The organism is Vreelandella venusta (genome assembly GCF_007989605.1).
In the GTDB taxonomy this organism is placed as follows: domain Bacteria; phylum Pseudomonadota; class Gammaproteobacteria; order Pseudomonadales; family Halomonadaceae; genus Vreelandella; species Vreelandella venusta.
The window spans coordinates 79,940-105,112 of sequence record NZ_BJUL01000004.1 but is presented as its reverse complement, the minus strand read 5'-3'; the positions used below and the strand labels follow the sequence as shown (position 1 = coordinate 105,112).

22 protein-coding genes are annotated in these 25,173 nt (G+C 52.1%); 16 read left to right on the top strand and 6 right to left on the bottom strand.

Annotated features, from left to right (window positions below; all coding sequences use genetic code 11):
- Window positions 1-6 precede the first annotated feature (6 nt).
- Window positions 7-1,167 carry a glutamate 5-kinase gene (proB, locus tag HVE01_RS05745; protein ID WP_213017573.1) on the top strand — a complete coding sequence of 387 codons (1,161 nt, stop codon included), beginning with the start codon at window positions 7-9 and terminating at the stop codon, window positions 1,165-1,167.
- A 60-nt stretch (window positions 1,168-1,227) separates the two neighbouring features.
- Here proB and HVE01_RS05740 read toward each other — a convergent pair whose 3' ends face one another.
- Window positions 1,228-2,235 (bottom strand): DUF1853 family protein, encoded by a 1,008-nt coding sequence (locus HVE01_RS05740; RefSeq protein WP_186808809.1) that lies wholly within the window; start codon window positions 2,233-2,235, stop codon window positions 1,228-1,230.
- A gap of 201 nt (window positions 2,236-2,436) precedes the next feature.
- Entirely contained in the window at window positions 2,437-2,913 is a 477-nt protein-coding gene (locus HVE01_RS05735; RefSeq protein WP_125745064.1) for a PepSY domain-containing protein, read from the bottom strand.
- A 151-nt stretch (window positions 2,914-3,064) separates the two neighbouring features.
- On the opposite strand from HVE01_RS05735, the gene HVE01_RS05730 reads away from it, so the two are divergent.
- From HVE01_RS05730 to HVE01_RS05700, 7 genes are all read left to right on the top strand, one after another.
- Window positions 3,065-3,457, top strand: coding sequence for a PepSY domain-containing protein (locus HVE01_RS05730; protein ID WP_422822480.1), 393 nt, complete (start codon window positions 3,065-3,067; stop codon window positions 3,455-3,457).
- 11 nt (window positions 3,458-3,468) lie between these two features.
- Window positions 3,469-4,143 carry a winged helix-turn-helix domain-containing protein gene (locus tag HVE01_RS05725; protein ID WP_146942950.1) on the top strand — a complete coding sequence of 225 codons (675 nt, stop codon included), beginning with the start codon at window positions 3,469-3,471 and terminating at the stop codon, window positions 4,141-4,143.
- The gene (locus HVE01_RS05720; RefSeq protein ID WP_125745070.1) at window positions 4,140-5,504 is read left to right on the top strand and encodes a sensor histidine kinase; all 1,365 of its coding nucleotides are present in this window, start codon (window positions 4,140-4,142) and stop codon (window positions 5,502-5,504) included. The genes HVE01_RS05725 and HVE01_RS05720 overlap by 4 nt, the downstream gene beginning before the upstream one ends.
- Window positions 5,505-5,538: 34 nt before the next feature.
- The gene (locus tag HVE01_RS05715; RefSeq protein ID WP_146942948.1) at window positions 5,539-7,458 is read left to right on the top strand and encodes a metallophosphoesterase family protein; all 1,920 of its coding nucleotides are present in this window, start codon (window positions 5,539-5,541) and stop codon (window positions 7,456-7,458) included.
- Between the two features lie 131 nt (window positions 7,459-7,589).
- Window positions 7,590-9,350 carry a bifunctional diguanylate cyclase/phosphodiesterase gene (locus HVE01_RS05710; RefSeq protein ID WP_146942946.1) on the top strand — a complete coding sequence of 587 codons (1,761 nt, stop codon included), beginning with the start codon at window positions 7,590-7,592 and terminating at the stop codon, window positions 9,348-9,350.
- A gap of 363 nt (window positions 9,351-9,713) precedes the next feature.
- Window positions 9,714-10,343, top strand: a complete 630-nt coding sequence (locus HVE01_RS05705; protein WP_125745076.1) for a histidine phosphatase family protein — start codon at window positions 9,714-9,716, stop codon at window positions 10,341-10,343.
- Window positions 10,344-10,471: 128 nt separating this feature from the next.
- Window positions 10,472-10,951, top strand: coding sequence for a C40 family peptidase (locus tag HVE01_RS05700; RefSeq protein ID WP_146942943.1), 480 nt, complete (start codon window positions 10,472-10,474; stop codon window positions 10,949-10,951).
- Between the two features lie 51 nt (window positions 10,952-11,002).
- Here HVE01_RS05700 and HVE01_RS05695 read toward each other — a convergent pair whose 3' ends face one another.
- Window positions 11,003-11,623 (bottom strand): putative metalloprotease CJM1_0395 family protein, encoded by a 621-nt coding sequence (locus tag HVE01_RS05695; protein WP_125745080.1) that lies wholly within the window; start codon window positions 11,621-11,623, stop codon window positions 11,003-11,005.
- A 113-nt stretch (window positions 11,624-11,736) separates the two neighbouring features.
- Between HVE01_RS05695 and HVE01_RS05690 the strand changes: the two genes are divergently transcribed.
- The 5 genes from HVE01_RS05690 (at window position 11,737) to HVE01_RS05670 (ending at window position 16,588) form a co-directional block, all read left to right on the top strand.
- A complete protein-coding gene (locus HVE01_RS05690) occupies window positions 11,737-11,964 on the top strand; it encodes a DUF2835 family protein (RefSeq protein WP_089039946.1) in 228 nt (75 codons plus the stop codon).
- 8 nt (window positions 11,965-11,972) lie between these two features.
- A complete protein-coding gene (locus tag HVE01_RS05685; RefSeq protein ID WP_125745082.1) occupies window positions 11,973-12,353 on the top strand; it encodes a hypothetical protein in 381 nt (126 codons plus the stop codon).
- Window positions 12,354-12,499: 146 nt separating this feature from the next.
- Window positions 12,500-13,078 carry an antibiotic biosynthesis monooxygenase gene (locus tag HVE01_RS05680; RefSeq protein WP_125745084.1) on the top strand — a complete coding sequence of 193 codons (579 nt, stop codon included), beginning with the start codon at window positions 12,500-12,502 and terminating at the stop codon, window positions 13,076-13,078.
- A gap of 226 nt (window positions 13,079-13,304) precedes the next feature.
- Complete coding sequence (locus tag HVE01_RS05675; protein WP_125745086.1) at window positions 13,305-13,976, top strand: glutathione S-transferase family protein; 672 nt, start codon at window positions 13,305-13,307, stop codon at window positions 13,974-13,976.
- Window positions 13,977-14,062: 86 nt separating this feature from the next.
- On the top strand, window positions 14,063-16,588 hold the full coding sequence (locus tag HVE01_RS05670; RefSeq protein WP_125753397.1) for an EAL domain-containing protein: 2,526 nt from the start codon (window positions 14,063-14,065) through the stop codon (window positions 16,586-16,588).
- Window positions 16,589-16,647: 59 nt separating this feature from the next.
- Here HVE01_RS05670 and nhaD read toward each other — a convergent pair whose 3' ends face one another.
- Window positions 16,648-18,126 (bottom strand): sodium:proton antiporter NhaD, encoded by a 1,479-nt coding sequence (nhaD, locus tag HVE01_RS05665; protein WP_125745088.1) that lies wholly within the window; start codon window positions 18,124-18,126, stop codon window positions 16,648-16,650.
- 441 nt (window positions 18,127-18,567) lie between these two features.
- Here nhaD and HVE01_RS05660 point away from each other — a divergent pair, with 441 nt between their 5' ends.
- Window positions 18,568-19,545, top strand: a complete 978-nt coding sequence (locus HVE01_RS05660; RefSeq protein ID WP_146942941.1) for a TAXI family TRAP transporter solute-binding subunit — start codon at window positions 18,568-18,570, stop codon at window positions 19,543-19,545.
- An 88-nt stretch (window positions 19,546-19,633) separates the two neighbouring features.
- Entirely contained in the window at window positions 19,634-21,436 is a 1,803-nt protein-coding gene (locus HVE01_RS05655; protein ID WP_125745092.1) for a TRAP transporter permease, read from the top strand.
- A 42-nt stretch (window positions 21,437-21,478) separates the two neighbouring features.
- On the opposite strand, the gene HVE01_RS05650 is transcribed toward HVE01_RS05655, so the two are convergent.
- A complete protein-coding gene (locus HVE01_RS05650; protein ID WP_146942939.1) occupies window positions 21,479-22,027 on the bottom strand; it encodes a hypothetical protein in 549 nt (182 codons plus the stop codon).
- Window positions 22,028-22,162: 135 nt separating this feature from the next.
- Window positions 22,163-23,131 carry a LysR family transcriptional regulator gene (locus tag HVE01_RS05645; RefSeq protein WP_125745096.1) on the bottom strand — a complete coding sequence of 323 codons (969 nt, stop codon included), beginning with the start codon at window positions 23,129-23,131 and terminating at the stop codon, window positions 22,163-22,165.
- Window positions 23,132-23,410: 279 nt separating this feature from the next.
- Here HVE01_RS05645 and ggt point away from each other — a divergent pair, with 279 nt between their 5' ends.
- Window positions 23,411-25,150, top strand: coding sequence for a gamma-glutamyltransferase (gene ggt / locus HVE01_RS05640; RefSeq protein WP_146942937.1), 1,740 nt, complete (start codon window positions 23,411-23,413; stop codon window positions 25,148-25,150).
- The last annotated feature ends 23 nt before the right edge of the window (window positions 25,151-25,173 follow it).

Genomic DNA, 25,173 nt, shown 5'->3' with positions numbered 1-25,173 from the left:
AGCGGAATGGCTTGGGAGAGTCGCGACGTGGAAAGCAATGAGCAGTTGCCCGGCCGTGAGGCGTTAAGCAGCGCCCGCCGGGTGGTGGTTAAAATTGGTAGCGCGCTGCTCACCAACGATGGCCGAGGCTTGGATGAGCCGGCTATTGGCGGCTGGGTCGACCAGATTGCCACGCTGCATCAGCAGGGCAAAGAGGTTGTGCTGGTATCCTCCGGGGCAGTAGCGGCGGGCATGGTGCGCTTGGGGTGGCAGGCGCGCCCCAGTGCCGTTCATGAGCTGCAGGCGGCCGCTGCGGTAGGCCAAAACGGCCTCACCCAGTGCTACGAGCAGCATTTTGCTCGCCACGGTATGTTAACGGCTCAGATTCTGCTCACCCACGATGACCTTTCCAACCGCAAGCGCTATCTCAATGCGTTGTCAGCGCTGCGTACCTTGGTTGAGATGCGTGTGGTGCCGGTGATCAACGAAAACGATACCGTGGTCACCGACGAGATTCGCTTTGGCGATAACGATACGCTTGGTGCGCTAGTGGCCAACCTGTTAGAAGCGGATGCACTGTTGCTGCTCACCGATCAGGAGGGGCTGTTTGACGCTGACCCTCGCCATGACCCCAATGCTCAGATGATTGCTGAAGGCCGTGCCGACGACCCGCGCTTAGCCGCTGTTGCTGGTAGTGGAGGCGCCTTGGGGCGTGGTGGTATGAGTACTAAGGTTCGCGCTGCACAATTGGCTGCCCGTTCCGGCGCGGTCACCGTGATTGCGAGTGGCCGCCAGCCGGACGTTATTGCCCGCATCATGGCGGGCGAGGCGCTGGGTACTCTGTTGCGCCCAGCTCAAGCACCAATCGCTGCGCGCAAGCGCTGGCTGGCAGGTCAGTTGCAGGTGCGTGGTACCTTGGTACTGGATGCTGGGGCTGTCAATGTGCTGCGTGGCAAAGGCTCTAGCCTGTTGGCGGTGGGCGTACGTGAAGTGCAGGGCAGCTTTAAGCGCGGTGATATGGTGTTGTGCGTGGATGAACAGGGCGCTCGCGTGGCTAAAGGATTGGTGAACTACGGCGCTGATGAAGCCCGTCAGTTAGCGGGCCAGCCAAGCCACCAGATTGAAGCAATTCTGGGTTACGTGGAGGCTCACGAGCTGATCCATCGCGATAACTTGGTGGTTGTTTAACGAGCTGGTTGTTTAACGAGCTGGTTGTTTAACGAGCTGGTTGTTTAACGAGCTGGTTGTTTAATCGCGAGTACGGGGTGGTAGCGGTATTTGGCGTGGCCAGTCATCAGGCACGATGACTAGCCGCTCCAGCGGCTTTTCCCCAGTGAATGCTTTTGCCTGCGGGTCGTATAGCACTACTTGCTGCGGCCCGTAGCGATGGATAAGTGGTGTCACGTCTGCCATATGTTTCTTGGCAGAGGAGAACCTAGCCATTGGCGGCGGTGCTAGCCAGTGAGGCTTCTCTAGCCAAGCCATTTTCAGTGTCTCGCCTCGCTGGGCTGCGAATTGCGGCCAATCCCTTAAATAACACCACTTACCACGTCGATGATCGACCGTTGCACCGCAGGGTGGCGGTAACGTTGCGTGCCAGGGATAAAACAGTACGCCAGGCATCGCAAGGCGCTGCGTCAGTGGATGGTGGAGTGGTGGAGCGGGGTCTATATCCCTGGGTGCTAGCCAGTGGGCGATGATCGCTTGCGCGGTGGCAGTGCGCGAAATTGGCAACTGATGATGGCGAAGATGGCTACATTTCAGCGCTAGGCTATCCAGTCCGCCGGGGCCAATCCAACGGCTTTGGCAGGTGGCATCGCCAGGCCCTTCTGGTAGGCCAAGATAGAACTTTATCGCCACTTCCAAATGGATGGGGGTGGGGTTGTCCCGTGTTCGATAAAGCATATCCAGTTCGCCCAGGGTGTTGCGCCGCTGGGTAATACGCAGGTTTTTGGCGAGTAGCCGTGTGTTGGGCGCGTTATCTAACATCAGGTGCCACAGCCGCTCATGGTAGTGCCCCATGCGCGTCGCCAGTTGGCCATCTAGCGCACTCACTAGTGACGAAAGATTCGCCAACCACTCATCAACTGAATCTACTAAGCCAAGCTCCTGGCGTGTTGGCCTACCTGGGTAAGTAGGCGGCTCCGTTAGCTCAATCAAGTCAGGCGTGGCAAGTAACCACGCAAGATCACGCAATACCGAATGCGCTAGGCGGTCGCTTACGCCTTCTGCGGTGGCGGGTAGCGTCAAAGGCATCTCCTAAGAAGTGCGCAGTCAATGACTATTGGTGATGCGTACCACATTACAACGCGTGGCTAGCAATGTCCCACTGGCTAATTAAAAAAGTAACTGACGGCACTTATTTGGCGTATCAAACATTATGAACTACCAACAAAAGCGGGCCTAAGTGGCCCGCATAATAGTTTGCGTGAGTTAATGTTGGGTTGTGCTATCCCGTTAGTCGCGGTCAACGTTGCTCACTTCGAAGGAGTCTTGGCGTAGACTGACTTCTATTTCACGACCATTTTCATCGCGGCCTTCCACATCAATCATGCCGCCTTTATCAATGTCGATATCTTCAAATTCGATCATGCCCTCTTGGCTTGCTACCTCGAGTGCTTGGCGAATATCATCTTCACTCATGCCCCAGGCACTGGTGATTAGGCGCTCTCGCTCTTCTTGCAGCGTTTCGCCGCTATCGATTGAAAACTCAATGTCAGCGTACCATTCGTCATCAAGCCAGCCTTCAACCTCGGCACGGCCACGGCTCTTAATGCTGATCTCTTCATAATGGGTGAACCCATAATCAGTGGCATGGGTTAGCACACTGTCAATCTGATCAACCGGCAATGTATCAGCTTGCACGCTACCTGCAGCCGCAGTTAACAGCAGTGCAGAGGTCGGGATCAGCAACATTTTTTTCATAGCGTTCATATCAAATTCCTTCTTGGTTTGTTAAATGACGTCATCTGTTGAATGAGACAGCATTCGTCATAAGGCAAAACAGTTATAACAGCGCGGTTCTTTCCGTAAGCTGACAAAGCCATTCATCTAACGTTCATGTTGCTTTTGGCATGCTAGTACGATGAACAAGATGCCCCTCACGCTAACCATTTCACGCTATTGGCAGCGCCTGACACGCATGCGCTTGCGCAAAGCGATGTCTGTTAACGTCGTTATCGCGGTATTTGCTAGTGCACTGGCTGGTAGTGCCATTGGTGATCAGCCCTGGGAAGCGTTGCACAGTGAAGTGCAGCGAGGCGATGTCGTGCCCTTAGAGTCCATTTTGGACTGGCTGGAGGCTAATTATATCGGCGAGGTAATAGAAGTAGAGATCGAGCGTGAGGATGGTCATGTAGAGTATGAGATCAAACTACTGGGCGCTCAGAATCAAGTGGTTGAGTTTGAGTTTGATGGCCATAGTGGACAGTTAATGAAAATAGAAGGTGTGCGTATTAACGAGATGCGCCGCCAATAAGGTAGCTATTCATGAAGTGTTTACTGGTAGAGGACGACCAGGCGCTCGCCCGTGAGCTTATTCAAGCGCTGCGGGAGGGAGATTGGCTGGTAGAGCATGCGGAAAATGGCCAGGAAGCCGATTTTCTAGTGCGCACGGAAGCCTATGACACGGTCATCCTTGATGTGGGACTACCCGATGGTGAAGGCACACGCTGGCTCTCTGCATGGCGTGAAGACGGTATTGATCTGCCTGTGCTGATTCTAACGGCTCGCGAGCGCTGGGCTGATAAAGCGGCGGGCTTTACCGCAGGGGCCGATGACTATGTAACAAAACCCTTTGAACCTGCCGAGGTTATGTTTCGGCTGCGTGCTCTGGTGCGTCGTAGTCATGGTCATGCTCATCCCGTTTTAAAAGTGGGTGAGTTACGCTTGGATACCCATACCCAGCATGTCACGCTGGCGGGCAGGCCGGTTAGTATAACCGCTCAGGAAACACACCTGCTCAGTTACTTAATGCATGCTGCCCCTCGGGTGGTTAGTCGCAGCGAGCTGTCAGAACATGTCTATGACCGTGATCATGAACCCGATTCCAACGTAATTGATGTTCAAGTGAGCCGGTTGCGGCGTAAATTAGGCGCATGGCGGATTGCCACGCTACGTGGTCAGGGGTATCGCTTACTCGCTGAAGAGCCTTCCGACGCATGAAGCCAGCTATTACCCGTTGGGCTCAGCGTTGGTCGACCCGTTCGATTACGTTGCGTCTTCTACTCGCGGCACTGTTAATGGTGTTGCTAGCGTTGCCAGTGGCGGGTTGGCTGCTTACTCACCATTATCGTACGTCAGCAATTCATGCTTTTGATGAACGCTTGGAGACAACGCTGAACGTGATCATTGCGGGGGTGACCTTTGATCCGGTCGCCCAGCAGATCAGTTACGATCGATCGCTGGGTGACCCGCGTTTTGAACAGGTTTATTCCGGCTGGTATTGGCAAATTACCGATCGTGACCACCTTTCGGCAACGTCGCGCTCGCTGTGGGATCAGCGTCTTCCGGTTATCGATAATAAAAACCTAGCGGCTCGCACACTGGGAGGTCCGCGAGGTCAGCAGTTGCGAGTTGTCGAGCGAGATATTTACCTTGCCCCGTTGGAAACCCCGCTGCATGTTAGTGTTGCCGCCCGAGATGATGCGTTGCGAGAAGATATTCAACAGTTTCAACAAGCTTTATGGCTGGGGCTGGTGGGCCTGGGAGCGCTGCTATTAGGTGTCCTGGCGCTGCAGGTGCGCTGGGGGTTGGCACCCTTGCGACGCATGAATGCCAATCTCCGGGACGTTGAGCAAGGGCAGGCTGAACAGCTCGATACCCACCTGCCCGGTGAGCTGGCTATACTAGCGGAGTCAATGAATGCCGTACTTATTCGCGACCAGCGTTTAATTGAGCGAAGCCGCCACACCGCAGGTAACCTTGCCCATGCGCTAAAAACCCCGCTAAGCGTCATGCGCTTACTGGTTAAGCAATTGCCTAGTGAAAGCCGCGCTCATTGGGACGTTGAGCTTTCGCGCATCGACAATGCGGTGCGTCACCACTTAGCGCGGGCATCTGCTGTTGGCGAGGGCGCGCGTTTTGCTCCAATTGCCGTACAGGATACGTTAGCAGCGTTGATCACTGGGCTGACACGTTTGGCGCGGCGCCGCCATATTCAACTGCAGCAACACATAGACAGCAGCGTGCGCGTCCATATGGATGGGCAGGATCTTCAGGAAATCGTCGGTAACCTGTTGGACAACGCACTTCGCTGGGCGACCAGCGAGGTGAGCATTCGTCTGCAAACCGATGGCCAACGACTGTCGCTGCGAGTGAGCGATGATGGCCCAGGTATGTCCGCGCAGGAGTGCCAAGCTGCTGTGCAGCGCGGGAAACGTCTTGATGAACAACGTTCTGGTAGTGGACTGGGGCTAGCCATCGTGACCGACCTTGTCGCGCTGTATCAAGGGCAAATGCACCTGCAACGCGCCCAGGTGGGTGGATTAGAGGTGGTTATTGAGTTACCTGTGGTGGCTCGGTAGTTACTATGCATGACCTAAACCAAGAGACAATGACATGACGCAAATCGCCAAGACATTGCCGGACGTACTGGTGGGGCCACTGTTGCGTCGCCTTTCGCCTTCGCGGCTAGTGCTGTGGCTAGTTGCTTCGCGCCCACTAACCATGCAGCTGGTGCTTTGCCCTGAGCAAAAGGGTGCCCAGACGCACTCATTGGATAAGTCGCATCAATGCCTGGCGATTGGCCAGCACGCCTATATTCATTTTATTGACCTGAGCTTGCCGGCCGCACTGCCCACCGATGAGCGGATTGACTACGATCTGCAGATACAGGACACCCAAGGTAACTGGCAACGCCTGCCGGATTGGGCGCCCTGGTTATGTCATGAGGGCCAAGCGTATCCAGGCTTTGTGCTGGCCTCTCGGCATCACCGGTTGATGCACGGTTCGTGCCGTAAACCCCATCACAACAGCGCCGACGGCTTGGTACGGGCTGATACTTGGTTAGCTGAACGTCAGTCAGACCCGCACGAGTGGCCAGCTTGGCTGCTGATGACCGGTGACCAAGTCTATGTTGATGATGTAGCTGGCCCGATGCTGCGTGCGGTACACGCACTCATTGAGCGTTTGGGATTGGTAGACGAGCAGTTGGAGGGAGCCACGGTAGATGACAGTCAAGCGCTTTACGCGGCCCCCGAAAGCTATTATCACCGTGAAGCGCTGTTGCCGGATGTGACCAGTAACGCTGCACTGCGTGAGCGTTTCTTTGGTGGTGTTAAAAAGCCCGTGTTTACCTCTGCAAATGCGCAAAACCACTTAGTGACACTGGCAGAAATGCTCGCCATGTACTGCCTGGTATGGTCCCCAACACCCTGGCAGCTCATTGCCGTTAAACCGCCAGAGTTGGGCGATAAAGAAACTGACGCTTACCAGCAAGAGCAGGCGGTGATTGACGACTTTGTGGCTGGGCTGCCCCGGTGCGCGCGGCTAATGGCCCACGTTCCCAGCCTGATGATCTTTGATGATCACGATGTCACCGATGACTGGAACCTGACGGCTGACTGGGAGCGTTGTGCCTACGGCCATCCGTTTTCCAAGCGTATTATCGGCAATGCGTTAGTGGCTTATTTAGTGTGCCAGGGATGGGGCAATGCACCGGATAAGCTTAATCCGCTGTTGCTTCAAGCCTCAACGTTATTTGAAGAAGGTGGCTCGCTTAACGCGAGTATCCAGGATAATTTCATCGAGCGGTTGCTGCGCTTTCAGGGCTGGGAGTACCAGGTGCCTGGCACGCCTGCTCTTATCGTGCTGGATACGCGTACTCGCCGCTGGCGCAGCGAAAGAAATCCCAACCGTCCCTCGGGTTTAATGGACTGGGAGGCGCTGATGGAAATGCAGCAGGCGTTACTGGGCACTAAAAGCGCTGTTATCGTCTCGCCAGCTCCGATGTTCGGGGTCAAGCTCATCGAGATCATTCAAAAGCTGTTTACCTTGGTGGGCAAGCCGTTAGTGGTGGACGCTGAAAACTGGATGGCGCATCGCGGGGCTGCCAATGTGCTACTGCATATTTGGCGACACTCTAAAACGCCGGGTAACTACGTGATTTTATCTGGCGACGTCCACTACTCATTTGCCTACGATATTGTTGTACGTCGGCAAAAGCAGGCGCCGCATCTTTGGCAAATCACCTCCAGTGGGATCAAAAATACGTTTCCCCAACAGCTGTTGAACACGTTTGACCGCTTGAACCGTTGGCTCTATGCGCCGTTTTCACCACTCAACTGGTTCACCAAGCGCCGCAAGTTGAGTATTCATCCCCGCGATCCAGACCGGGCCAGCGCTGGAGAGCGGCTATGGAATGCCAGCGGGATTGGGCTGGTCAGTCTGGATGAGCAGGGCCACCCAACGGATATTCGCCAGCTAGATGTCGATGGCGGTGATGTGGTGTTTCCTCCGTCTGAGCTCCCGCGTTCTTAGTCTGCGGCCTGTCATACAAACGACATGGAAATGTCGCACGATTGCTATCCGAATGCTTTCCTGATGGCGCTTTAGAATCAGCTGGAGCTAGAGTCAAAGGAACGGGCGACGTTTGATAGGGCCGCAGGTATATGACCGCACAAGAAGCACAGTGGTTGAATCAGATTATTGCAACAGAAGATCTGCAGGTGTTGTTTCAACCCATTGTGAATGCCAATCAGCAGGCTATTTATGGCTATGAAGCGCTTATTCGTGGCCCGCAAACATCACCACTTCACTCACCGTTACGCCTGTTTGAGGTGGCGACTCAGGCAGGCTTGTTAGTCGATTTGGATTTACTGTGTCGACAGCTAGCGATTTACCGTTTTGCAGAACTTGAACTGCCCGGACTGCTGTTTCTGAACGTGATGCCGCTGACGATTGTTGAGCGTGACTTCCGTGAAGGCTTAACGCTGAGCTTCATCCAAGATAGTGGCCTGCCGCCAGAGCGGGTAGTCATTGAGCTTACTGAACATGTGCCTATTCATGATTACGAGCTGATGCGTCAAGCAGTGGCCCACTATCGCGACATGGGCTTTCAAGTGGCGTTAGATGACTTAGGCGCTGGCCATTCCAGTTTGCGCCATTGGTCTGAGCTACGTCCTGATTTCGTCAAACTAGATCGCCACTTTATTTCCGGGATTGATCAAGAGCCGGCCAAACGTGAGTTCTTACGCTCGATTCTCGATGTAGCGCGCAGCTTAGACTGCCAGCTAATTGCTGAGGGGATTGAGACTGCCGCCGAGCACCTCTGTCTGTGGGAGTTAGACCGAGGGTTGACGTTGCTTCAAGGGTTTTACTTTGCACGACCAAGCCTTCACCCGCCCTTGCAGCTACACATACTGCTACCGGCCACGACACAGTTAACAGGTCCGGCGGGACGAACCGCCCACTCTATTTTACGTTCGATAAGCGCTGTGTCTCCAGCCTGCTCCGTGCCAGAGCTTGCTGAGCGCTTTCGTGATGTGACAAGCCTACGCTGCGTGGCGGTGGTAGAAGATGGCGTGCCGATAGCCGTGGTGCGTCGTAATGCGTTTTTAACGCTATTTACCAACCCCTATAGCCACGCGTTGTACGCAAAGCGCCGGGTGCTAGAGATTGCCGACCCTAAAATGCTAGTGGCCGACGCCGATTTGTCTCTTGAGGCGCTTAGCCAGCAGCTAACCGATAGCCGCGATATTGAGCAGGAAGATTTCGTGATTGTAGATAGTCGCGGTTGCTATTTGGGAATGGGGACGATAGTGGACCTATTGCGCGAAATTACCGCCATTCAGGTGCGTCAGGCTCGCCATGCCAACCCGCTTACCGGGTTGCCGGGTAATATTCTGATAAACGAAACGCTGGTTACTTATCTCGACCAGCACGAAGGGTTTGCGGCCGCCTATGTTGATTTAGATAATTTCAAAGCCTTTAACGATGCTTATGGCTATGCCCGTGGCGATCACGTAATTATTTCCTTATCGCGTTTACTTCAGGCGCAAGTAGAGAGCGCTGGCGGATTTATCGGCCATATTGGTGGTGACGATTTTATGATGCTGCTTCCCCTAGAGCAGTGGGAGGGCGTTTGCCAGCAAATATTGCACTCTTTTGAAGTGATGGCCCCAGGGTTTTATGAGGATGCAGACCGCCAGCAAGGAGGAGTTCATATAGAAAACCGCCAAGGAGCGGTGGCGTTTATTCCTTTTGTAAGTGTTTCTATTGCTGTTAAACCGGTCACTGATACCACTCGCTGCAAGGCGTTAGACATTGCTGCCCAACTTTCTGAGTTAAAGCACCAAGCAAAAAAAATAGTGGGTAACAGTTTATTCGTAGAGCGTCGAGGATGCTGTGTGGCGCCAACGTGGAGTAGGTAACAGTGAGTTTTACCCACTGAACTGTCGCTGAGCGGTCATGCGTTTGTCATTTTAGTGTCTCTTCGCTGTCATGGTTGGCCACCACCATAGCGGCATTGCTAAATAACCCGCTCAGGTGATGCCGCGCTTAATTGGCCTTTCAACGTATCGACTGGCCTATCAATCTACGTGATTCGTCAGTGATTAGCATTACCGGCAATAATGGTATTGGCTTGTAGCTCAATGCCTCAATTAACAGCCTCGCCTGGAATCCAGTTAGCGTTATCTATGTGATGATTTTGGCCACGGTGCTGATGCCCGAGTGGCTCTATGCCTGTGCGCGCTACGTGATCATCGAGTCAGCTTGTTAAGGAACAAAAAACCATGCGCTTTCCAAATGCAGACATCACCACCATCGATATTATGCGCCATGGGGAGCCAGTCGGCGGGCGCATGTTACGTGGCAGTACCGACCACCCGCTGAGTGAAAAGGGCTGGAAGCAAGTGAGTGATGCCGTTATGCGCCACACGGTGGACGGCAGGCCGCCTTATGATGCGATTGTCAGTTCGCCACTACTGCGTTGCCGCGAATTTGCGCTGTGGCTGGGCGAGGAGTTTGATGTGCCTGTACAAGTTGATGACGACTTGGCTGAACTTCACTTGGGGCGCTGGGAAGGCAAAACGCATGCCCAGGTATTTGCCGATGAGGGCAGTGAGCCAATGAGCGCGTTTTGGTTTAACCCCTGCCAAGTCGCGCCCCCAGAAGGAGAAACATTGGCAGCGCTGGATGCTCGGGTTAGTGAATCCTGGCAGCGACTGTTGGCTAATCCGCCCGGTAAGCACGTGTTGGTGATTGCACATCTATTTGTCTGCAATGCGCTGCTGCGCCAAGTGCTGGGACAGCCGCTTGGTAACGGGTTAGTGATGGATTTACCTTATGCTGCAATGAGCCGCTTGCGCCACGAGCGCCATGCGCTGGGCGAAAGCACATTTGTTGAGTGGATAGGGCGTTAGTCACAGGGTGTTAGTCATAGTGCGTTATTCATAGTGTATTAAGTAATAACAGCCTACGAATCAGTAGCGGGTAAGCTGCGTATAGGCCATGATATAAGTATTGCTAACATGCTGAGTCGGAGCGATGTATGCCGTTTATCCGTCTGTCCTCACTGTTAACGCTATCCACGCTGTTGCTATTAGCAGGATGTGCCAGCAAGGAGATCACGACTGCCCCCGGCGCCGGTGATCAAGCGGGTATGTCGATGGAGCGTGCGCTGATTCTCTCTCATGCCCAGCAAGCGATTGGCACACCGTACCGCTTTGGCGGTAACACGCCGGAGGGGCTGGATTGTTCGGGACTTGTGGAAATGACTTATCGCGCCGCAGGCATCCGCGTGCCCCGCACTGCTGACGACCAATTCCGCGCGCTGCCGCAGGTAGAGACGCCGCGCCCTGGTGATTTACTGTTCTTTGGGGACGGCGCCAAAGCCACGCACGTTGGCATTTATGGCGGGAATCGGCAGATGATACATGCCCCTGGTAGCGGTCGAAGCGTGGTCAGCGTGCCACTGGATATCGATTACTGGAATCAGCGCTTTTTAGGCGCTGCTTCGCCAGCACCCTAGGCGACATTAATAGGGGGAGCAATTGCAATCCAATGTAGGAAAGCCAACCGATCAGGCTGCCTGCTCATCAGCTGTTGTGGTCACTTCTTCTGTATCTGTAGTAGCCTCCCCAGCACTTCGCGCAGCATTCATTTCGCTCTGCTCGCGAGCGGCTTCCAGTTTGGCTTCCAATAAATACTGTCTTGCCTGAGCGGCTACCTGTATATCTTTAGAAGATGGTTCTGCCGGCGCCAACGCTGCCGCGATGACCGTTTGCATCTTGTCAATAGTCGCCGTGGGGTTACCTGGTACGGGGCCGTAGTCAATGGGAACTTCGCCTGCCACTGCATAGCGTTTGCCATCTGGCCCAACTTCGTACTCATAGCTGGCACCGCCGGTGTAGGGGCCACCTACTGTCTGGTGGGCCATTTCATGCTGGCGAACTTCCCGGTCAGTTTGCTTAAGTTGTTCTAAAAGCTGGACCTCTTCCGGTGCTAGCGGCGTACCGTCTGGGCGCGTAGGACCGGTCGTTTCGCGACTGGCGGATGAGTCCGTCTCTTCACTTGCTGGTGTAGTTTCAGAGGCGCGGGCTTTCTGTTCTTCCGACGGCATTCGCTCAGCCTGTGGGTCGCTTACCTTAGGCTGCGGTAACGCATATGAAGAAACAAATGGGGTTAGGGTAGAAAGATCCATAAGCAATTACCGAAGGATAAGCTGTTTGCGTTAGCATAGAGCATCTATGTAGAAATCGCAGCACGTGTTGTGCCTAAAACGACCGCTTAGCTATTGTTTGGTTAATCATTCACATGCCTATCATCGATGTTGTTATCCATCTGTCAAAAAGTGAGTGCCTGGCGCATTACGAAGGACGCTACTCGAATGTGCGAGCGCGCAGCGTTGATGGCCGCTGGGTCATTTTTCCTGCGGAAGCGCTGCGCCGCGTAGTAGGACAAGAGGGCGTTCATGGCGTTTATCGATTGGAATTTTCTGACCAGAGTCGTTTTATCAACATTCAGCCTCTCTCAAAGAGTTGACTTGGCATATGCACCATAGCGATGCAAATCTAACGCTCCATGAACTCATTTATGCCGTTATACCCAATCTAAATAGAGCCGAAAAATTAGTGCTCAATACCCTGGAGAGCCTAATCGAAGTGGCAGAAAATCCATTGGATGTCGTTAAGCGTAACGAACAAAAACATGCATTCTCGCTAGAAGTGCATCGTGTGCGTATCAACATAGAACACCTTTTGGAACGCTATCGTGCTGATGTGGATAGGGTTTTGCGCTCAGGAGGGGAGGTGAAAGGGCCTATCGTGGTACCTGATGCCCTAGAGGCCGATGCAATTCGCAGCGCCATTGATATTTACTTACACGTTAGGTCTTTTCAGCGTGGCGAACGTCGTCAGCCACTACCTGGCTAGTAGTTACCCCCTTGTCACTACTCCAATGTCATCACATGGCATCATCTTTGCCTGTATAATGCGAGCACTGTTTTTGGGATTACCCACCTGAAGACAAACAGCTTGCCTACCCGGCAATTCGCTGTGATCACATTAGGAGATATATCATGTCTGCCTCACCTGTCACGTTAATGGTAGCCCGTCGAGTGGCGAGCGGCCGTTACCATGATTTTAACCGTTGGTTGAACGAAGGCCGCGACTTGGCGGCTGACTTTCCCGGTTATTTGGGGTCCGGTGTTTTGGCACCACCCAATAGCGATGACGAATATCAAATTATTTTCCGCTTTAGTAGCAGTGACACGTTAACAGCCTGGGAGCACTCGGCTTCGCGAAATGCATGGCTACAGCGAGGTAAGGGGTTGTATGACGCTCCGCATGAGCACCGTGCCACCGGTCTAGATGCTTGGTTTCAGTCCAGTTCGGGTACGACACCTCCGCGTTGGAAACAAGCCATCGCCGTATGGTTAGCTTTTTTCCCCATTTCACTGCTGTTTAACTGGGTATTTGGCAGTATCTTAGCGGACTGGCCCATGGTGCCTCGTGTTCTGGTCAGTACGATGATGTTGACGCCTGTCATGGTGTTTTTATTTATTCCACTTTCTACGCGCTTACTGGCACCTTGGCTGGAAGGGAAATGGTCGCCATTAGATATATTGTCTCGTTGGCGTCATGAGCATAGAACGTAGTGCAGAATGGGTGAGAGTGTGCCTGTATATTAAAATGAGTTAAAACATGGGCTTAATTTTATCTAATAACATCTTAAGCCATGCTCTTTGGGTTTCTTTAACAACGTGAATAATTGCTAAACTTCATGGGGTTCAACGCTGCAATAGTGCTAAGCTAAATACGCTTGCAGTAAAAGAGTAACTGACGTTGGTGCACTAGCGTACCAAGTCGCCCCATGGAGTCGTTATGATCCGCGTTCACCATCTCGAAAAATCCCGCTCGCACCGTATTTTATGGCTTCTGGAAACACTTGGCCTTGATTACGATATTGAGGTTTATCAGCGCGATCCTAAAACTCAGCTAGCCCCTGAATCACTTAAAAAAATTCACCCGCTGGGTAAGTCGCCGGTGATTACCGACGGTGAGCTGACCATAGCAGAGTCTGGGGCAATTATTGATTATCTCGTCAACAGCTACGGTAATACCAAAGGTCAGCTCTTTGAAGAAGACCGTAATGAGTGGGTAAATTATCGTTACTGGCTCCACTATGCTGAAGGTTCATTAATGCCGCTGCTTGTGATGGGGCTGGTCTTTAGCCAATTGCCTAAGCAGTCTCCGTGGCTGATTAAACCGTTAGCAAAAGGAATTAGTTCAACGGTGCAGCAGCGGTTTATTCAACCCCAACTAAAACAACATCTAAGCATAATTGAGTCTCACCTAGGCAAACGAAGTAATTTTGCGGGTGACTGGCCGAGCGGGGCCGATATACAAATGAGCTTTCCGTTACAGGCCATCGCCGCGACACAATCGTTGGCAAAGTATCCGGCTATTGCTGCGTTTGTGGCACGTATTGAAAGTGATCCTGCCTGGCAACGTGTAGTTGAGCGCGCTGGCCCCCTTACCATGCCGGGTGCGTAGGTTTATCTATGTTCCAGACGTTGAGCTGTTGCGGACCTCGCTCCTCTGCTACTCAAAAGGGGGCATTGTGCGTGCTAGCCCACGTTATGTCGGGAACATTACTGCTAGCTGGATGTTTAGCAACAACTCGCGTATCGGCCGAGACACTGACCGTTGGTGTGTACCATAATCCGCCAAAACTCTTCGCTGACGATGAAGGTCGCCTACGAGGCGTGCTAGGCGACCTTTTGCAAGCGATTGCCGAAGAAGAGCAATGGCAGCTTGAAAGCCTTCAATGTGACTTTCAGCAGTGTCTTGCGCTATTAGAGCAAGGGGACATTGACTTACTCCCTGATGTTGCCTGGAGTGAGGAGCGTGCCCAGCGTATCGCGTTTCATGAAGAGCCGGTGATGCATAGTTGGTCGCAGCTTTATCAGCACGAAGGGGCCAAGATCGGCGCTATTTTTGATCTTGAGCAGCAGCGTGTAGCTGTAGTATCAGGCTCCGTTCAGCAACGCTATTTGGAGACGGTAACCGAGCGTTTTGATATCAACGTCACTTGGCTGCCCGTAAGTAGTTTCTCTGAAGGGTTTCAGGCAGTGGCGGATGGAGATGCAAACCTTGTGGCCGCCGACCATCTATTTGGCGGCTGGCGGGCTCACGATTATGGGTTGAGTGACACACCTGTTATTTTTCAGCCAGCAAGGCTGTTCTATGCTGCATCCCCACAACTTCCTGATGAGGTATTGAGTCGTATTGATGATGTTCTACGTCGATGGAAGCAGGATAAAGGCTCTGCTTATTATGAAACGCTAAGTGCATGGCGGGCTACGCCAGGACCATCCCAGCTAATTCCCGCCTGGGCATGGTGTGGTATTAGCTTGCTAGTGTTACTGCTTGTTGTAGCGCTTTTAGGCAATATAATGCTTAAACGCCGTATGAAGATTAATCGAGAACAGTTAAATACCCATGAGGCACTATTGACGACGATTTTAGATAGTGTAGATGCATATATCTATATAAAGTCTTCCTCGCTAAAGTATCGTTACGTCAATCGTCGAATAAGTGAACTTTTTAAGCGGCCAATAGAGGATATTGTTGGAAAGTATGATGATGATTTTTTTAGTGCCAAAAGCGCTGAGGAAATAAAAGAAATTGATAAAAATATTTTAGAATCAGGAAGGAAAGTAACGATTGAAGAGCATCATATGCTACAAGGTGAGGAGCATGTGCGTACTTTTCTATCAATTAAGATGCCATTGACAATGGCGCCAGGTGAAGCGCCTTGCTTATGCGGTATCTCCACTGAATTAACTGAGTATCTGGAGATGCAATCTAAAACCCACCATTTGGCGTTTTATGATGCATTGACTGGCCTTCCGAACCGTCGTCGCCTTATGGAATTATTAGCCGATGTCACGGATAAAAATAATTGCACAAAAAACTTCAGCGCAATCTTTATTGTTGATTTAGATAGTTTCAGATTGGTGAATGATATCCAGGGCCACGAGAGTGGCGATCAATTACTGATTAATGTCGCCCAAAGTTTGCAAATACATTTGCCTCAGGAGGCAACCGTTGCCCGCTTTAGTAGCGATGAGTTTGTCGTACTGTTAAATACATTAGGTGAGCAGCAAGGTAAAGCAACACACAATGCTGAGCGCCTTGCAAGGCAGCTCTTAGGGGCGGTTGCTAAGCTGCGTAACGACAGGGCTATGCCGATTACCGCCAGCATTGGTATTTCACTGTTTAAGTGTTTGGATTTGAGTGTGAACAGTGTTTTACAACAAGCCGACATGGCGCTACAACAAGCCAAAGCGGCTGGCGGAAATTCGTTACGCTTTTTTAATATGGAAATGCAAACCAGCGTGTTGGAGAGGGCTAAGCTTGAGGGGGATCTGCATCAAGCCTTAGAGCACAATGAGCTGTCGCTACATTACCAAGTGCAGGTTAATCATCAAGGCGTTACTACTGGCGTTGAGGCCTTATTACGCTGGTATCACCCACAGCGGGGCTGGGTATCACCAGCCACCTTTATTCCCCTTGCGGAAGAAAACGGGTTGATTCTGCCTATTGGGCACTGGGTGTTGAAATCAGCCTGTGAGCAGTTAGCAAAATGGGCGCAGCAGCCTGCTTATGAGGCGCTCACTATCTCAGTTAACGTGAGTTCGGTGCAGTTCCAGCAGCCTGGGTTTGTACGAGATGTAGAAAGCTTGTTAGCACAAACCCAGGCACCGCCTAGTCGTTTAGTGTTGGAAGTGACTGAGAGTCTATTGATGAGCGAACCCACGCGAGTACGCAGCACCATGTTAAAGCTTCGCTCCCAAGGTATTCGCTTCGCGCTGGATGATTTTGGCACGGGCTACTCGTCGCTGAGCTATCTGAAACGCTTACCATTGGATGAGCTAAAGATTGATCAGTCGTTTATTCGTGAATTGTTGACGGACAAAACCGATGCCGCGATTGTGGACACCACGATTCTTTTAGCGGTCAGCCTCGGTTTAAACGTAGTGGCTGAAGGCGTCGAGAAAAAAGAGCAGTTTGATTGGCTTAAAGGGCATGGCTGTTATCGCTATCAGGGCTATTTATTTGGTCGCCCGACGCCAATTGAGTATTTATTTGAGGCGTACTAAAAAGCCCGCGTAGCGCTTGTTAGCGCGTGACGCGGGCTTGAACTGCTGTTAACAGCTCGTTAACCAAAGACGGCGAAGCTATTGGCGTTAAGCCACATATGCACAATGATACTGGCGACGTAGCCTAGAAAAATAGCCGGTGCCCAGCGTAGGTGGCCCATAAAGGTATAAGCGCCACGCGCTTGTCCCATCACGGCAACCCCAGCTGCGGAGCCAATAGAGAGCAAGCTTCCCCCTACACCGGCCGTCAACGTAATCAGTAGCCAGTGCCCGTGGGACATTTCTGGTTCCATGGTTAGAACTGCGAACATTACCGGAATGTTATCGACTACCGCTGACACAACCCCCAAGATAATATTGGCCCAGGTGGCGTTCCAGCCGGTGTAAAGCGCTTCGGAAAGCAGTCCAAGGTAGCCCATAAAGCCAAGGCCCCCTACGCACATAACCACCCCGTAGAAGAACAGCAGTGTGTCCCACTCGGCGCGGGCGACACGATTGAAAACATCAAACGGCACCACGCCACCCAACTGCTCAAGCTTTTTATTATCGCCTTGGCGGCTGTAGCGTTCACGCTTGCGCTCCAGCGAGCGGGGCAGGCTGCGACGTAGGTAATAGCCGAAGAACTGTAGGTAGCCAAGCCCGGTCATCATGCCGAGTACAGGCGGCAAGTGCAGCAGCGTATGGCACAGTACAGCAGTGGCAATAGTAATCAAAAACAGCGCAATGATTCGCCGTGCGCCGCGTTTGAGCCATACATCTTCATAAACGCTGCTGGGCTTCTGATCCTTAATAAATATACTCATGATGACAGCAGGAATCAGGAAATTGACCAAGGCAGGTAGGAAGAGGATGAAAAACTCCTGGAACTGGATAATACCTGCTTGCCAGACCATCAGCGTGGTGATGTCGCCAAAGGGGCTAAAGGCACCGCCGGCATTGGCGGCTACCACAACGTTGATACAGGCAAGATTAATGAAGCGTTTATCCCCTTCAGCAACCTTGGTGATAACGGCACACATTAGCAGCGCTGTGGTTAAGTTATCGGCAATGGGAGATAGTACAAAGGCAAGGCCGCCCGTTAGCCAGAACAGCTGGCGGTAGCTAAAGCCTTTGCGCAGCATCCACGAGCGCAGAGCATCAAATACACGGCGCTCCTCCATGGCGTTGATATACGTCATGGCAACCAGCAGGAACAGCATTAGCTCGGTGAACTCCAAAAGTGTCACACGAAACGCATGCTCTGACGTATCGGACATGCCGTTTTGGACGTACACCCAGCCAATGAGTCCCCAAATAATACCGGCAGCAACCAGCACCGGTTTAGACTTACGCATGTGGATCTTTTCTTCTGCCATTACTAAGGCATAGGCAAGCACGAAGATTGCTACGGCAAAAAATCCGACGCTTGATGAGGTTAAGTCTATATCTCCAGTCACTGCAAAAGCGGAAGGACTCATGCATAATAATAAGGCTGCTAACAAAAAAGGCCAGCAACGAGAAACTCGAAGCTGGCCTGGGTCATTATGTAACGTCGGCATGGCGTGTTTATCCTTATATTGGTTAAAAGGTAGGGGGAATAAGCGCCGTTAGTTTAACAAGTTATATTGCATTGCAATACGGAATTAAACCGAATGAAATGCTTTGATAAGCAAGTAATTACGTCTTTTTTTTGGAAATTATCCGTTTAGCTAATAGTAATATGGCAAAATAAATGTAAAGAGTTTAATCATAAATCAGATAAACATAATAGAATGACGATATTTATTGGTCTCCGTTGCTTTGTAAGTCTATTGGCTGCCTGTAGGTCGCTCTTCAGGCTGTAATAAAATTGAGCAACATGCGCGACCATATTGATGGCTGCGTTGGTATGGTTGATCATTATGCTGCGTCTAAAGGCTTGCAATTTAGCTTTTGTCGTCACTTTTAGTCAATAAAAACGAGGCCACACAGCTGGCCGTTGGACACGTTAAGGAACTCATATGCACCACTCACTTCGCTCCCTTTATCGCACGTTAGGCGTCTCGGCCGCCACGCTTGCCCTGGCCGCTGCTGCCATGACAGCACAAGCAGAAACACGGGTTACTTATAAATCAGCATCGGCGGGTACCGCCTATTACCAGATGGGTGTTGAACTCTCTGAGGCAGTGCGCCAAGGCACTGACGATGCCATTATCCTGACGTTAGAAGAAAGCCAGGGTTCGGTGCAGAATGTGATGGAGGTGATGGCTCGGCAAGGAAACTATGTCTTCACTACGCCGCCAGCCTTAGTTGAACAGGCTATGGCTGGGGAAGGGGCGTTTGCCGAACGTCAGCACCCTCGTTTCCAAGAAATTCGCGGCCTGTTTCCGATTCCCTCTATCACCATGCATTTTGTGATCGCAGGCGATGACGGTGTGACCGATATGGCTGCGCTTGAAGATAAACACATCTTAATCGGCCGAGGTACTTTTGGCGCTCGGGAAGCTACTCGGTATCTAGAGCTGTTTGGGCTAGAAGAGAAAGTGCGTGTTGCTGACGCTTCTATTGGAAGTGGGCCAGATGCGTTAAAAAATGGTCAGATTGATGCCTTTGTGACGGCCAGCTCCTTCCCAACCCCGAATGTTATTGAAACGGCTGCCAGCATGCCAATCACTCTGGTGAGCTTTAGCGATGAGCAGATAGCGCAAACAGGCGCTGCTCGTCAGACGATTCCTGGTGGCACGTACCCTGGCGTGGACGAGGATGTGCAAACCACGTCACTACCGGTCATCGCTTACACGACCACACAAATGGATGACGATACCGCGTATGCCCTGACAAAAACCTTCTGGGAACGTCGCGATGCCATGGCTGAAGAAACGGCTTGGTGGAGCAGTATCTCGCCCGATATGCTGAGTAATATGGCCGGTACGCTGCACCCCGGTGCACTGCGTTATTATGAAGAAGCAGGAGTCGATGTGCCTGATGCTCTTCGATAGAGGCTGCCTTAGCAGCGTTTTTTTGGCACTGATAATACGCAACGGTCTGTAGGCCGTTGCGTTGTTTTATAGGGATAGGCAACTCGGCATGCATGCTCTTTTTTCGTCTCAGACGGCTGATAACGCCACACCGAATGCGGTGGCGTCCCCTGGTTGGATTGCGTTAGGTGTCATTAGCGTTGGGTTTCATTTAGGACTTATTTTTTACGGTTTAACGCCCGCCCTGGTGAGCAGGCCATTGCATATGGCGTTACTGCTGCCTTGGGTGTTGATTTATATGGCGAAAACTCCTTTTCAGCGCATTAGCGGCTGGGGGCTGACGCTATTGGGGGTAGCCGCTTGTGGCTACATCGCGCTTAATGAAGCCTCACTGGCGAATCAGTATGGCTTTATTGATACCCATCTGCAGATGGCGATTGGGCTTTTCTTAATTGTACTGGCCCTGGAGGCCGCTAGGCGTGCGATTGGTTGGCCGCTGCCGTTGGTGGCGTTAATGGCACTACTTTACGGCGCTTTTGGCCAGTATGTGCCTGGCGCATTTGGTCATCCTGGTTTGCCGCTGCAAAGCATGGTGGGGTCATTGACGATTGCAGAAGGGGGGCTATGGGGCTCGCTAACAGGGGTTAGTGTTGGTGTCGTGGCTATCTTTGTGATCTTTGGTGCGGTACTGAATGCTGGCGAAGCTGGCCAAGGTTTCATGAATTTAGCGAGTGCCGTTGCTGGGCGCTTAACCGGTGGTGCAGCCAAAGTATCGGTAATTTCATCGGCGTTGATGGGATCCATTTCAGGCTCAGCCTCAGCGAACGTTGCTTCTACTGGGGCGATTACGATTCCCTCTATGGTACGTTTGCGCTATCCGCGTTCGTTTGCGGGCGCGGTAGAAGCGGTAGCGTCTTCAGGCGGGCAAATAATGCCACCGCTGATGGGGGCGGGAGCATTCGTCATGGTAGAGCTAACCGGCACGCCCTATACACAAATCATGGCCGCAGCAACGCTACCCGCTGTGCTCTATTTTCTGACGGTATGGATGGGCATTAATGCCTACGCAACGCGCCATGACTTGCAGCCGATTGATGCCAGCGAGCAGCCAGCCGCCAAAGAAGTGCTGATCACGTCACTCTTTTTTGCGGTGCCGTTTGTACTGTTGTTAGAGCGTATTTTTAACGGCGGGTACACACCTCAATATGCCGCCAGTATTGCGATATTTGCCGGTGCAGCGCTGCTGCTGGTTGATGTTACGCTGCGCTTCTCAATTGCTGGGTTTGCAAATCGCTTAGCGGATGCGGTGGTGACCGCGGGGCGTCAAATTGCCACTATTGGCGCGATTATTTTGTGCGCCTCTCTAGTGATTGGTGTGCTCTCGTTGACAGGTCTTGGCGTAAAGATTACGTCGGGTATCTTATCGCTCTCAAATGACCTGCTATGGCCTGCGCTATTGTTAACCGCACTGGCCTGCCTGATCTTGGGGATGGAGGTGCCAACAACAGCAGCCTATGTCATTTGTGTGTCGGTGGCAGGACCCGCGCTTATATCGCTCGGATTAGAGCCGTTGTTGGCGCACCTGTTTGTGTTTTGGTATGCGCTGCTTTCGACGATTACGCCGCCTGTCTGTGGAGGAGTGTTTATCGCGGCGGGAATGGTAGGTGAAAACTGGCTGAAAGTAGCGCTTAAGGCCATGGCTTTGGGCATAGGGCTGTACATCATTCCATTAGCGATGGTCGCGAATCCTGACGTTATTCAGCTTGCTTTTAATCCAGCGGGTGCTTTGCTCGATGGTTTAAAAATAGCCGCTGGTTTAACGGCTATTTCGTTTGGTGTCATCGCCCGTAAAGCCATTTGGCTGCGGATAATGCTCGTGGTGGCGGGCGCGGCTGTTATCTTTATCGTTTAAGGGTATTTGCTTAATAGCAAACAGCACTTGGTTAAAAGGTCGCTAGCTTAAAAGCAGCGGTGACGTGGACGGTAACGGGGTGGTGGCATACACCACCCAGGTATCTAGTGCAGGCCCCAGCGACGCCACCAGCTTAAGTTGCTCAGGCGCTTGACTCATGACCTCTTCAGCGCAAATCCCGGCCTCAAAGGTACCCGCTAGCAAGCCTTCAGCCACGGCAATCGTCGTGGGCGCTTCGATAATATCGCCAAAGCTGCTTAAATCTGTGTAATGGCGGGTAGCTGGCTGAATAGCCACATGGCGAGGGGTGGCTATGCCGCGTTGAGCAACTAATGCTAAAGGCTTGCTGCCTGCAATAAAAGCATCGACCGGGTAGGCGCGGTGCATATAGCGGCCTACACAATCGCTGTGGGCAAAGTGAGCAGTGCACTGGAGCAGGTGGCTTACTTGCCCTTCAATCAGCGCTTCAAACGCCTCTTCAAACTGTTCGAAAAGATGCAGGTTGGTGGATGGCTGAGCATGCTTTGCTAAATAGCGCAGAGCAATTAATTCATGATTGTTGCCGCTAGGGCCGAGGGTGGCAATTTGCACAGCGAATTCCTTCGAAAATAGTTATGTTGACTGCAAGGTAGTAGGGAGCCACTCAGCAACGCATTGTGAGAAACGTCATCTAACTTTTAAGCATTAACGGGCGTTGTTGCGTCTGCAAGTTAATTAATCGAAGCCCTAGCCACGCAAGGGAAACGTCGGGTAGGCATTCAGCAAGGTGTCTAGTTCATTGCATACAAAGCGCGGTTCAATCCACTGTGTCAGGTGCTCGTGAGCGTAGTGAAGAAAGCGTTGTGCTGACTGCGGAAGGCGCTGATCATTACGCACGATAAATTGCCAGTGGCTCTCAATAGGTAGCCCCTGAACGGGTAACACCACGAGGTCAGGATGCTCATTAGGCAACACGTGTTCAGATAACACTGCAACGCCCATATTGGCGGCCACGCTTACTCGTATGGCCTCGTTGCTGGCCATCTGTAATGTTTTTTGCATGGTCAGTCCGTGCTCTTGCAGCCAGCTGTCTAATAGCATACGTGTGGCAGAGCCTGGCTCGCGTAGCAGTAAGCGCTCACTTAGTAGCTGCTCCATCGTCACGGTTTCCTGTTGAGCCAGGGAGTGGTCGGCGGCGGCAATGGCAACTAAGGGGTTGCGCATAAAGCGTGACGCGACCGCGTGAGCAAGCGCAGGCGGATGGCTAAAGACGTAAAGATCATCTTCCTGACGCTCAAAACGCGCCAATACCTGTCGACGATTACCGATATGCACAGTGACATCGACATCAGGGAACGCCTGGCTAAAAGGTCCTAAGAGGCGTGGTAAAACGTACTGTGCAGTATTCACGAGCGCAATACTAAATCGCCCCTTGCTGCCATACTGTAAGTCACTGAGCTGATCTGCGAAGTCGTCAAAGCGTCCCAACACATCCCGGCTTGCCTGATAAAGCGCTTGCCCTGTGGCGGTCATCGTCAGTTGTTGGGCATGCTGTTCTAACAACGGGCTACCTACCGCTTCTCGGAGGCGTTTCAACTGCTGTGAGACGGTTGGCTGGGTAAGGTGAAGCTGTCTTGCGGCTTCGCTGATGGAGCCACATCTAACGACGGTTACGTATACCTGGAGCAACCTAAAGGTCAGATGGCGAATATTCATAGCAACCGAAACTCCTGGGGCGTCTCTTAATGCATCATTATTGGGTCGTGGTGTCGATCAGCTTTATCAACGAATACCCAGCAAGCCATTATGGAAAAGCTAGCTATTCTTTCCCGTTAATGGACAGGTGAAGACAAAAGAGTTTAAACCACATTACACTAAGGTGGCGCACGTTGGGTTACTCTCAAGGCCAAGAATATGGCTTTGAATAGCGTTGCAGAAAAGTATGCTGTTATATTTGAAATGTTTCTAAGCTAATAACTATAAGGAATTCCACCTATGATGATTCCCTTTTTAACTTCGCGTCCGCTTAAAACGCTGACGGCCAGTTTATGCATCGGCGGGTTGTTAGTCTCTCCACAGGCATTCTCTCAGCAAGCGATCTTGGAAGGTGAGCGCTTTCATCCCCAAGAGAGTAGCCATGGCATGGTCGCTACCAGCCACTTTCTCGCCTCAGAGGTTGCCCGTGATGTGCTTGCTGAAGGAGGCAATGCCGTTGATGCTGCCGTAGTGGCAGGCTTTGCGTTAGCGGTGACTCAGCCCCGTTCCGGTAATATTGGTGGCGGTGGATTTATGCTGATCTCGGATGAAACAAGCGATGAAGTCATTGCCATTGACTACCGCGAGATGGCCCCTGCCGCTGCCTTTGAAGCTATGTTCCAAGATGAAAATGGCGATGCAGTGACCGAGCGCTCCCGCTTTACTCACTTAGCCGCGGGTGTTCCCGGCACCGTTGCGGGGCTAGCTCTGGCCCTGGAAGAGTACGGTACGTTAAGCCTTGCTGAAGCACTGGAACCCGCTATTCGTCTTGCTGAAGATGGCTTCGCCGTACCTCCACGCTTTGTTCAAGGGCTACAAGAGACCAGAGAACGTTTTGAACCCTGGGATGCGAGCATGGCCAAGTTCTTCAAGGAGGACGGTAGCGCCTACGAAGTTGGCGATATTTTCAAGCAACCAGATCTAGCCGCGACACTCAGGCGCATTGCTGAACAAGGGGCGCGCGAGTTTTATGAAGGAGAAACAGCGGAGCTGATTGTTGCCGAAATGGAGCGTCACGATGGGCTGATTACCATGGAAGACATGGCTAGTTACGCTCCTATCATCCGTGAGCCCAGTCACGGTACTTATCGCGGCTACGATATTTACGCCATGAGTCCTCCTTCTTCCGGTGGTGCTCATATTGTGCAGATGCTGAATATTCTCGAAGAATACCCTATCGGTGAACTTGGCTTTGGCTCTGCTGAAAGCATGCACCTAATGGCTGAAGCCATGAAGCGTGCTTACGCTGACCGCTCGGAGTTCCTGGGCGATACTGACTTTGTTGATGTGCCTTTGGCTGGCATCACCTCAAAGGAGTATGCAGCCGAATTGCGTAGCCAGATTGGCGACCAAGCTACCCCTAGTGCAGACATTGCGCCTGGTAATCCGAACGACTACGAATCTAATGAAACCACTCACTTTTCCATCGTAGATGACGGTGGCCTGGCAGTTTCAAACACGTACACCATCAACTTCAGCTATGGTTCTGGCATCGTCGTGGATGGCGCGGGCTTCTTGCTCAACAACGAAATGGATGATTTTTCAGCCAAGCCTGGTGTGCCCAACGCCTATGGATTGATTGGCGGCGAAGCCAATAAGGTCGAACCTGGCAAACGAATGCTTTCGTCTATGACGCCCACTATCGTCAAACAAGACGGCAAAAACTTCCTGGTGACTGGCAGCCCCGGCGGTTCACGTATTATCACCACAACGCTACAGGTGTTAATGAACGTGATTGATCATGATATGAATATCCAATCAGCGGTTAGCGCACCGCGCATGCACCACCAGTGGCTGCCTGATGAAATTCGCGTTGAGGCAGGCTTTAGCCCAGATACGCTTAACTTGCTGGAAGAGCGTGGTCACACGGTCAGTCAGCAGTCCGCCATGGGGGCTGCTCAGTCAATCATGATCAAAGACGGGATGTTCTTTGGTGGCGCCGATCCTCGCCGTTCCACCTCATCTGCTATTGGCCTATAAGGTTACGTTAAACGTTGAGCACT

What these genes read in the sequence shown, in the direction of transcription:
- HVE01_RS05705 (WP_125745076.1), top strand. Translation starts at nt 9,714, where the DNA reads ATGCGCTTTCCAAATGCAGACATCACCACCATCGATATTATGCGCCAT.
- HVE01_RS05645 (WP_125745096.1), bottom strand. Translation starts at nt 23,131, where the DNA reads ATGAATATTCGCCATCTGACCTTTAGGTTGCTCCAGGTATACGTAACC.
- proB (WP_213017573.1), top strand. Translation starts at nt 7, where the DNA reads ATGGCTTGGGAGAGTCGCGACGTGGAAAGCAATGAGCAGTTGCCCGGC.
- nhaD (WP_125745088.1), bottom strand. Translation starts at nt 18,126, where the DNA reads ATGCCGACGTTACATAATGACCCAGGCCAGCTTCGAGTTTCTCGTTGC.
- HVE01_RS05715 (WP_146942948.1), top strand. Translation starts at nt 5,539, where the DNA reads ATGACGCAAATCGCCAAGACATTGCCGGACGTACTGGTGGGGCCACTG.
- HVE01_RS05735 (WP_125745064.1), bottom strand. Translation starts at nt 2,913, where the DNA reads ATGAACGCTATGAAAAAAATGTTGCTGATCCCGACCTCTGCACTGCTG.
- HVE01_RS05730 (WP_422822480.1), top strand. Translation starts at nt 3,065, where the DNA reads ATGAACAAGATGCCCCTCACGCTAACCATTTCACGCTATTGGCAGCGC.
- HVE01_RS05725 (WP_146942950.1), top strand. Translation starts at nt 3,469, where the DNA reads ATGAAGTGTTTACTGGTAGAGGACGACCAGGCGCTCGCCCGTGAGCTT.
- HVE01_RS05700 (WP_146942943.1), top strand. Translation starts at nt 10,472, where the DNA reads ATGCCGTTTATCCGTCTGTCCTCACTGTTAACGCTATCCACGCTGTTG.
- HVE01_RS05675 (WP_125745086.1), top strand. Translation starts at nt 13,305, where the DNA reads ATGATCCGCGTTCACCATCTCGAAAAATCCCGCTCGCACCGTATTTTA.
- HVE01_RS05685 (WP_125745082.1), top strand. Translation starts at nt 11,973, where the DNA reads ATGCACCATAGCGATGCAAATCTAACGCTCCATGAACTCATTTATGCC.
- HVE01_RS05695 (WP_125745080.1), bottom strand. Translation starts at nt 11,623, where the DNA reads ATGGATCTTTCTACCCTAACCCCATTTGTTTCTTCATATGCGTTACCG.
- HVE01_RS05680 (WP_125745084.1), top strand. Translation starts at nt 12,500, where the DNA reads ATGTCTGCCTCACCTGTCACGTTAATGGTAGCCCGTCGAGTGGCGAGC.
- HVE01_RS05660 (WP_146942941.1), top strand. Translation starts at nt 18,568, where the DNA reads ATGCACCACTCACTTCGCTCCCTTTATCGCACGTTAGGCGTCTCGGCC.
- ggt (WP_146942937.1), top strand. Translation starts at nt 23,411, where the DNA reads ATGATGATTCCCTTTTTAACTTCGCGTCCGCTTAAAACGCTGACGGCC.
- HVE01_RS05710 (WP_146942946.1), top strand. Translation starts at nt 7,590, where the DNA reads ATGACCGCACAAGAAGCACAGTGGTTGAATCAGATTATTGCAACAGAA.
- HVE01_RS05740 (WP_186808809.1), bottom strand. Translation starts at nt 2,235, where the DNA reads ATGCCTTTGACGCTACCCGCCACCGCAGAAGGCGTAAGCGACCGCCTA.
- HVE01_RS05655 (WP_125745092.1), top strand. Translation starts at nt 19,634, where the DNA reads ATGCATGCTCTTTTTTCGTCTCAGACGGCTGATAACGCCACACCGAAT.
- HVE01_RS05690 (WP_089039946.1), top strand. Translation starts at nt 11,737, where the DNA reads ATGCCTATCATCGATGTTGTTATCCATCTGTCAAAAAGTGAGTGCCTG.
- HVE01_RS05720 (WP_125745070.1), top strand. Translation starts at nt 4,140, where the DNA reads ATGAAGCCAGCTATTACCCGTTGGGCTCAGCGTTGGTCGACCCGTTCG.
- HVE01_RS05670 (WP_125753397.1), top strand. Translation starts at nt 14,063, where the DNA reads ATGTCGGGAACATTACTGCTAGCTGGATGTTTAGCAACAACTCGCGTA.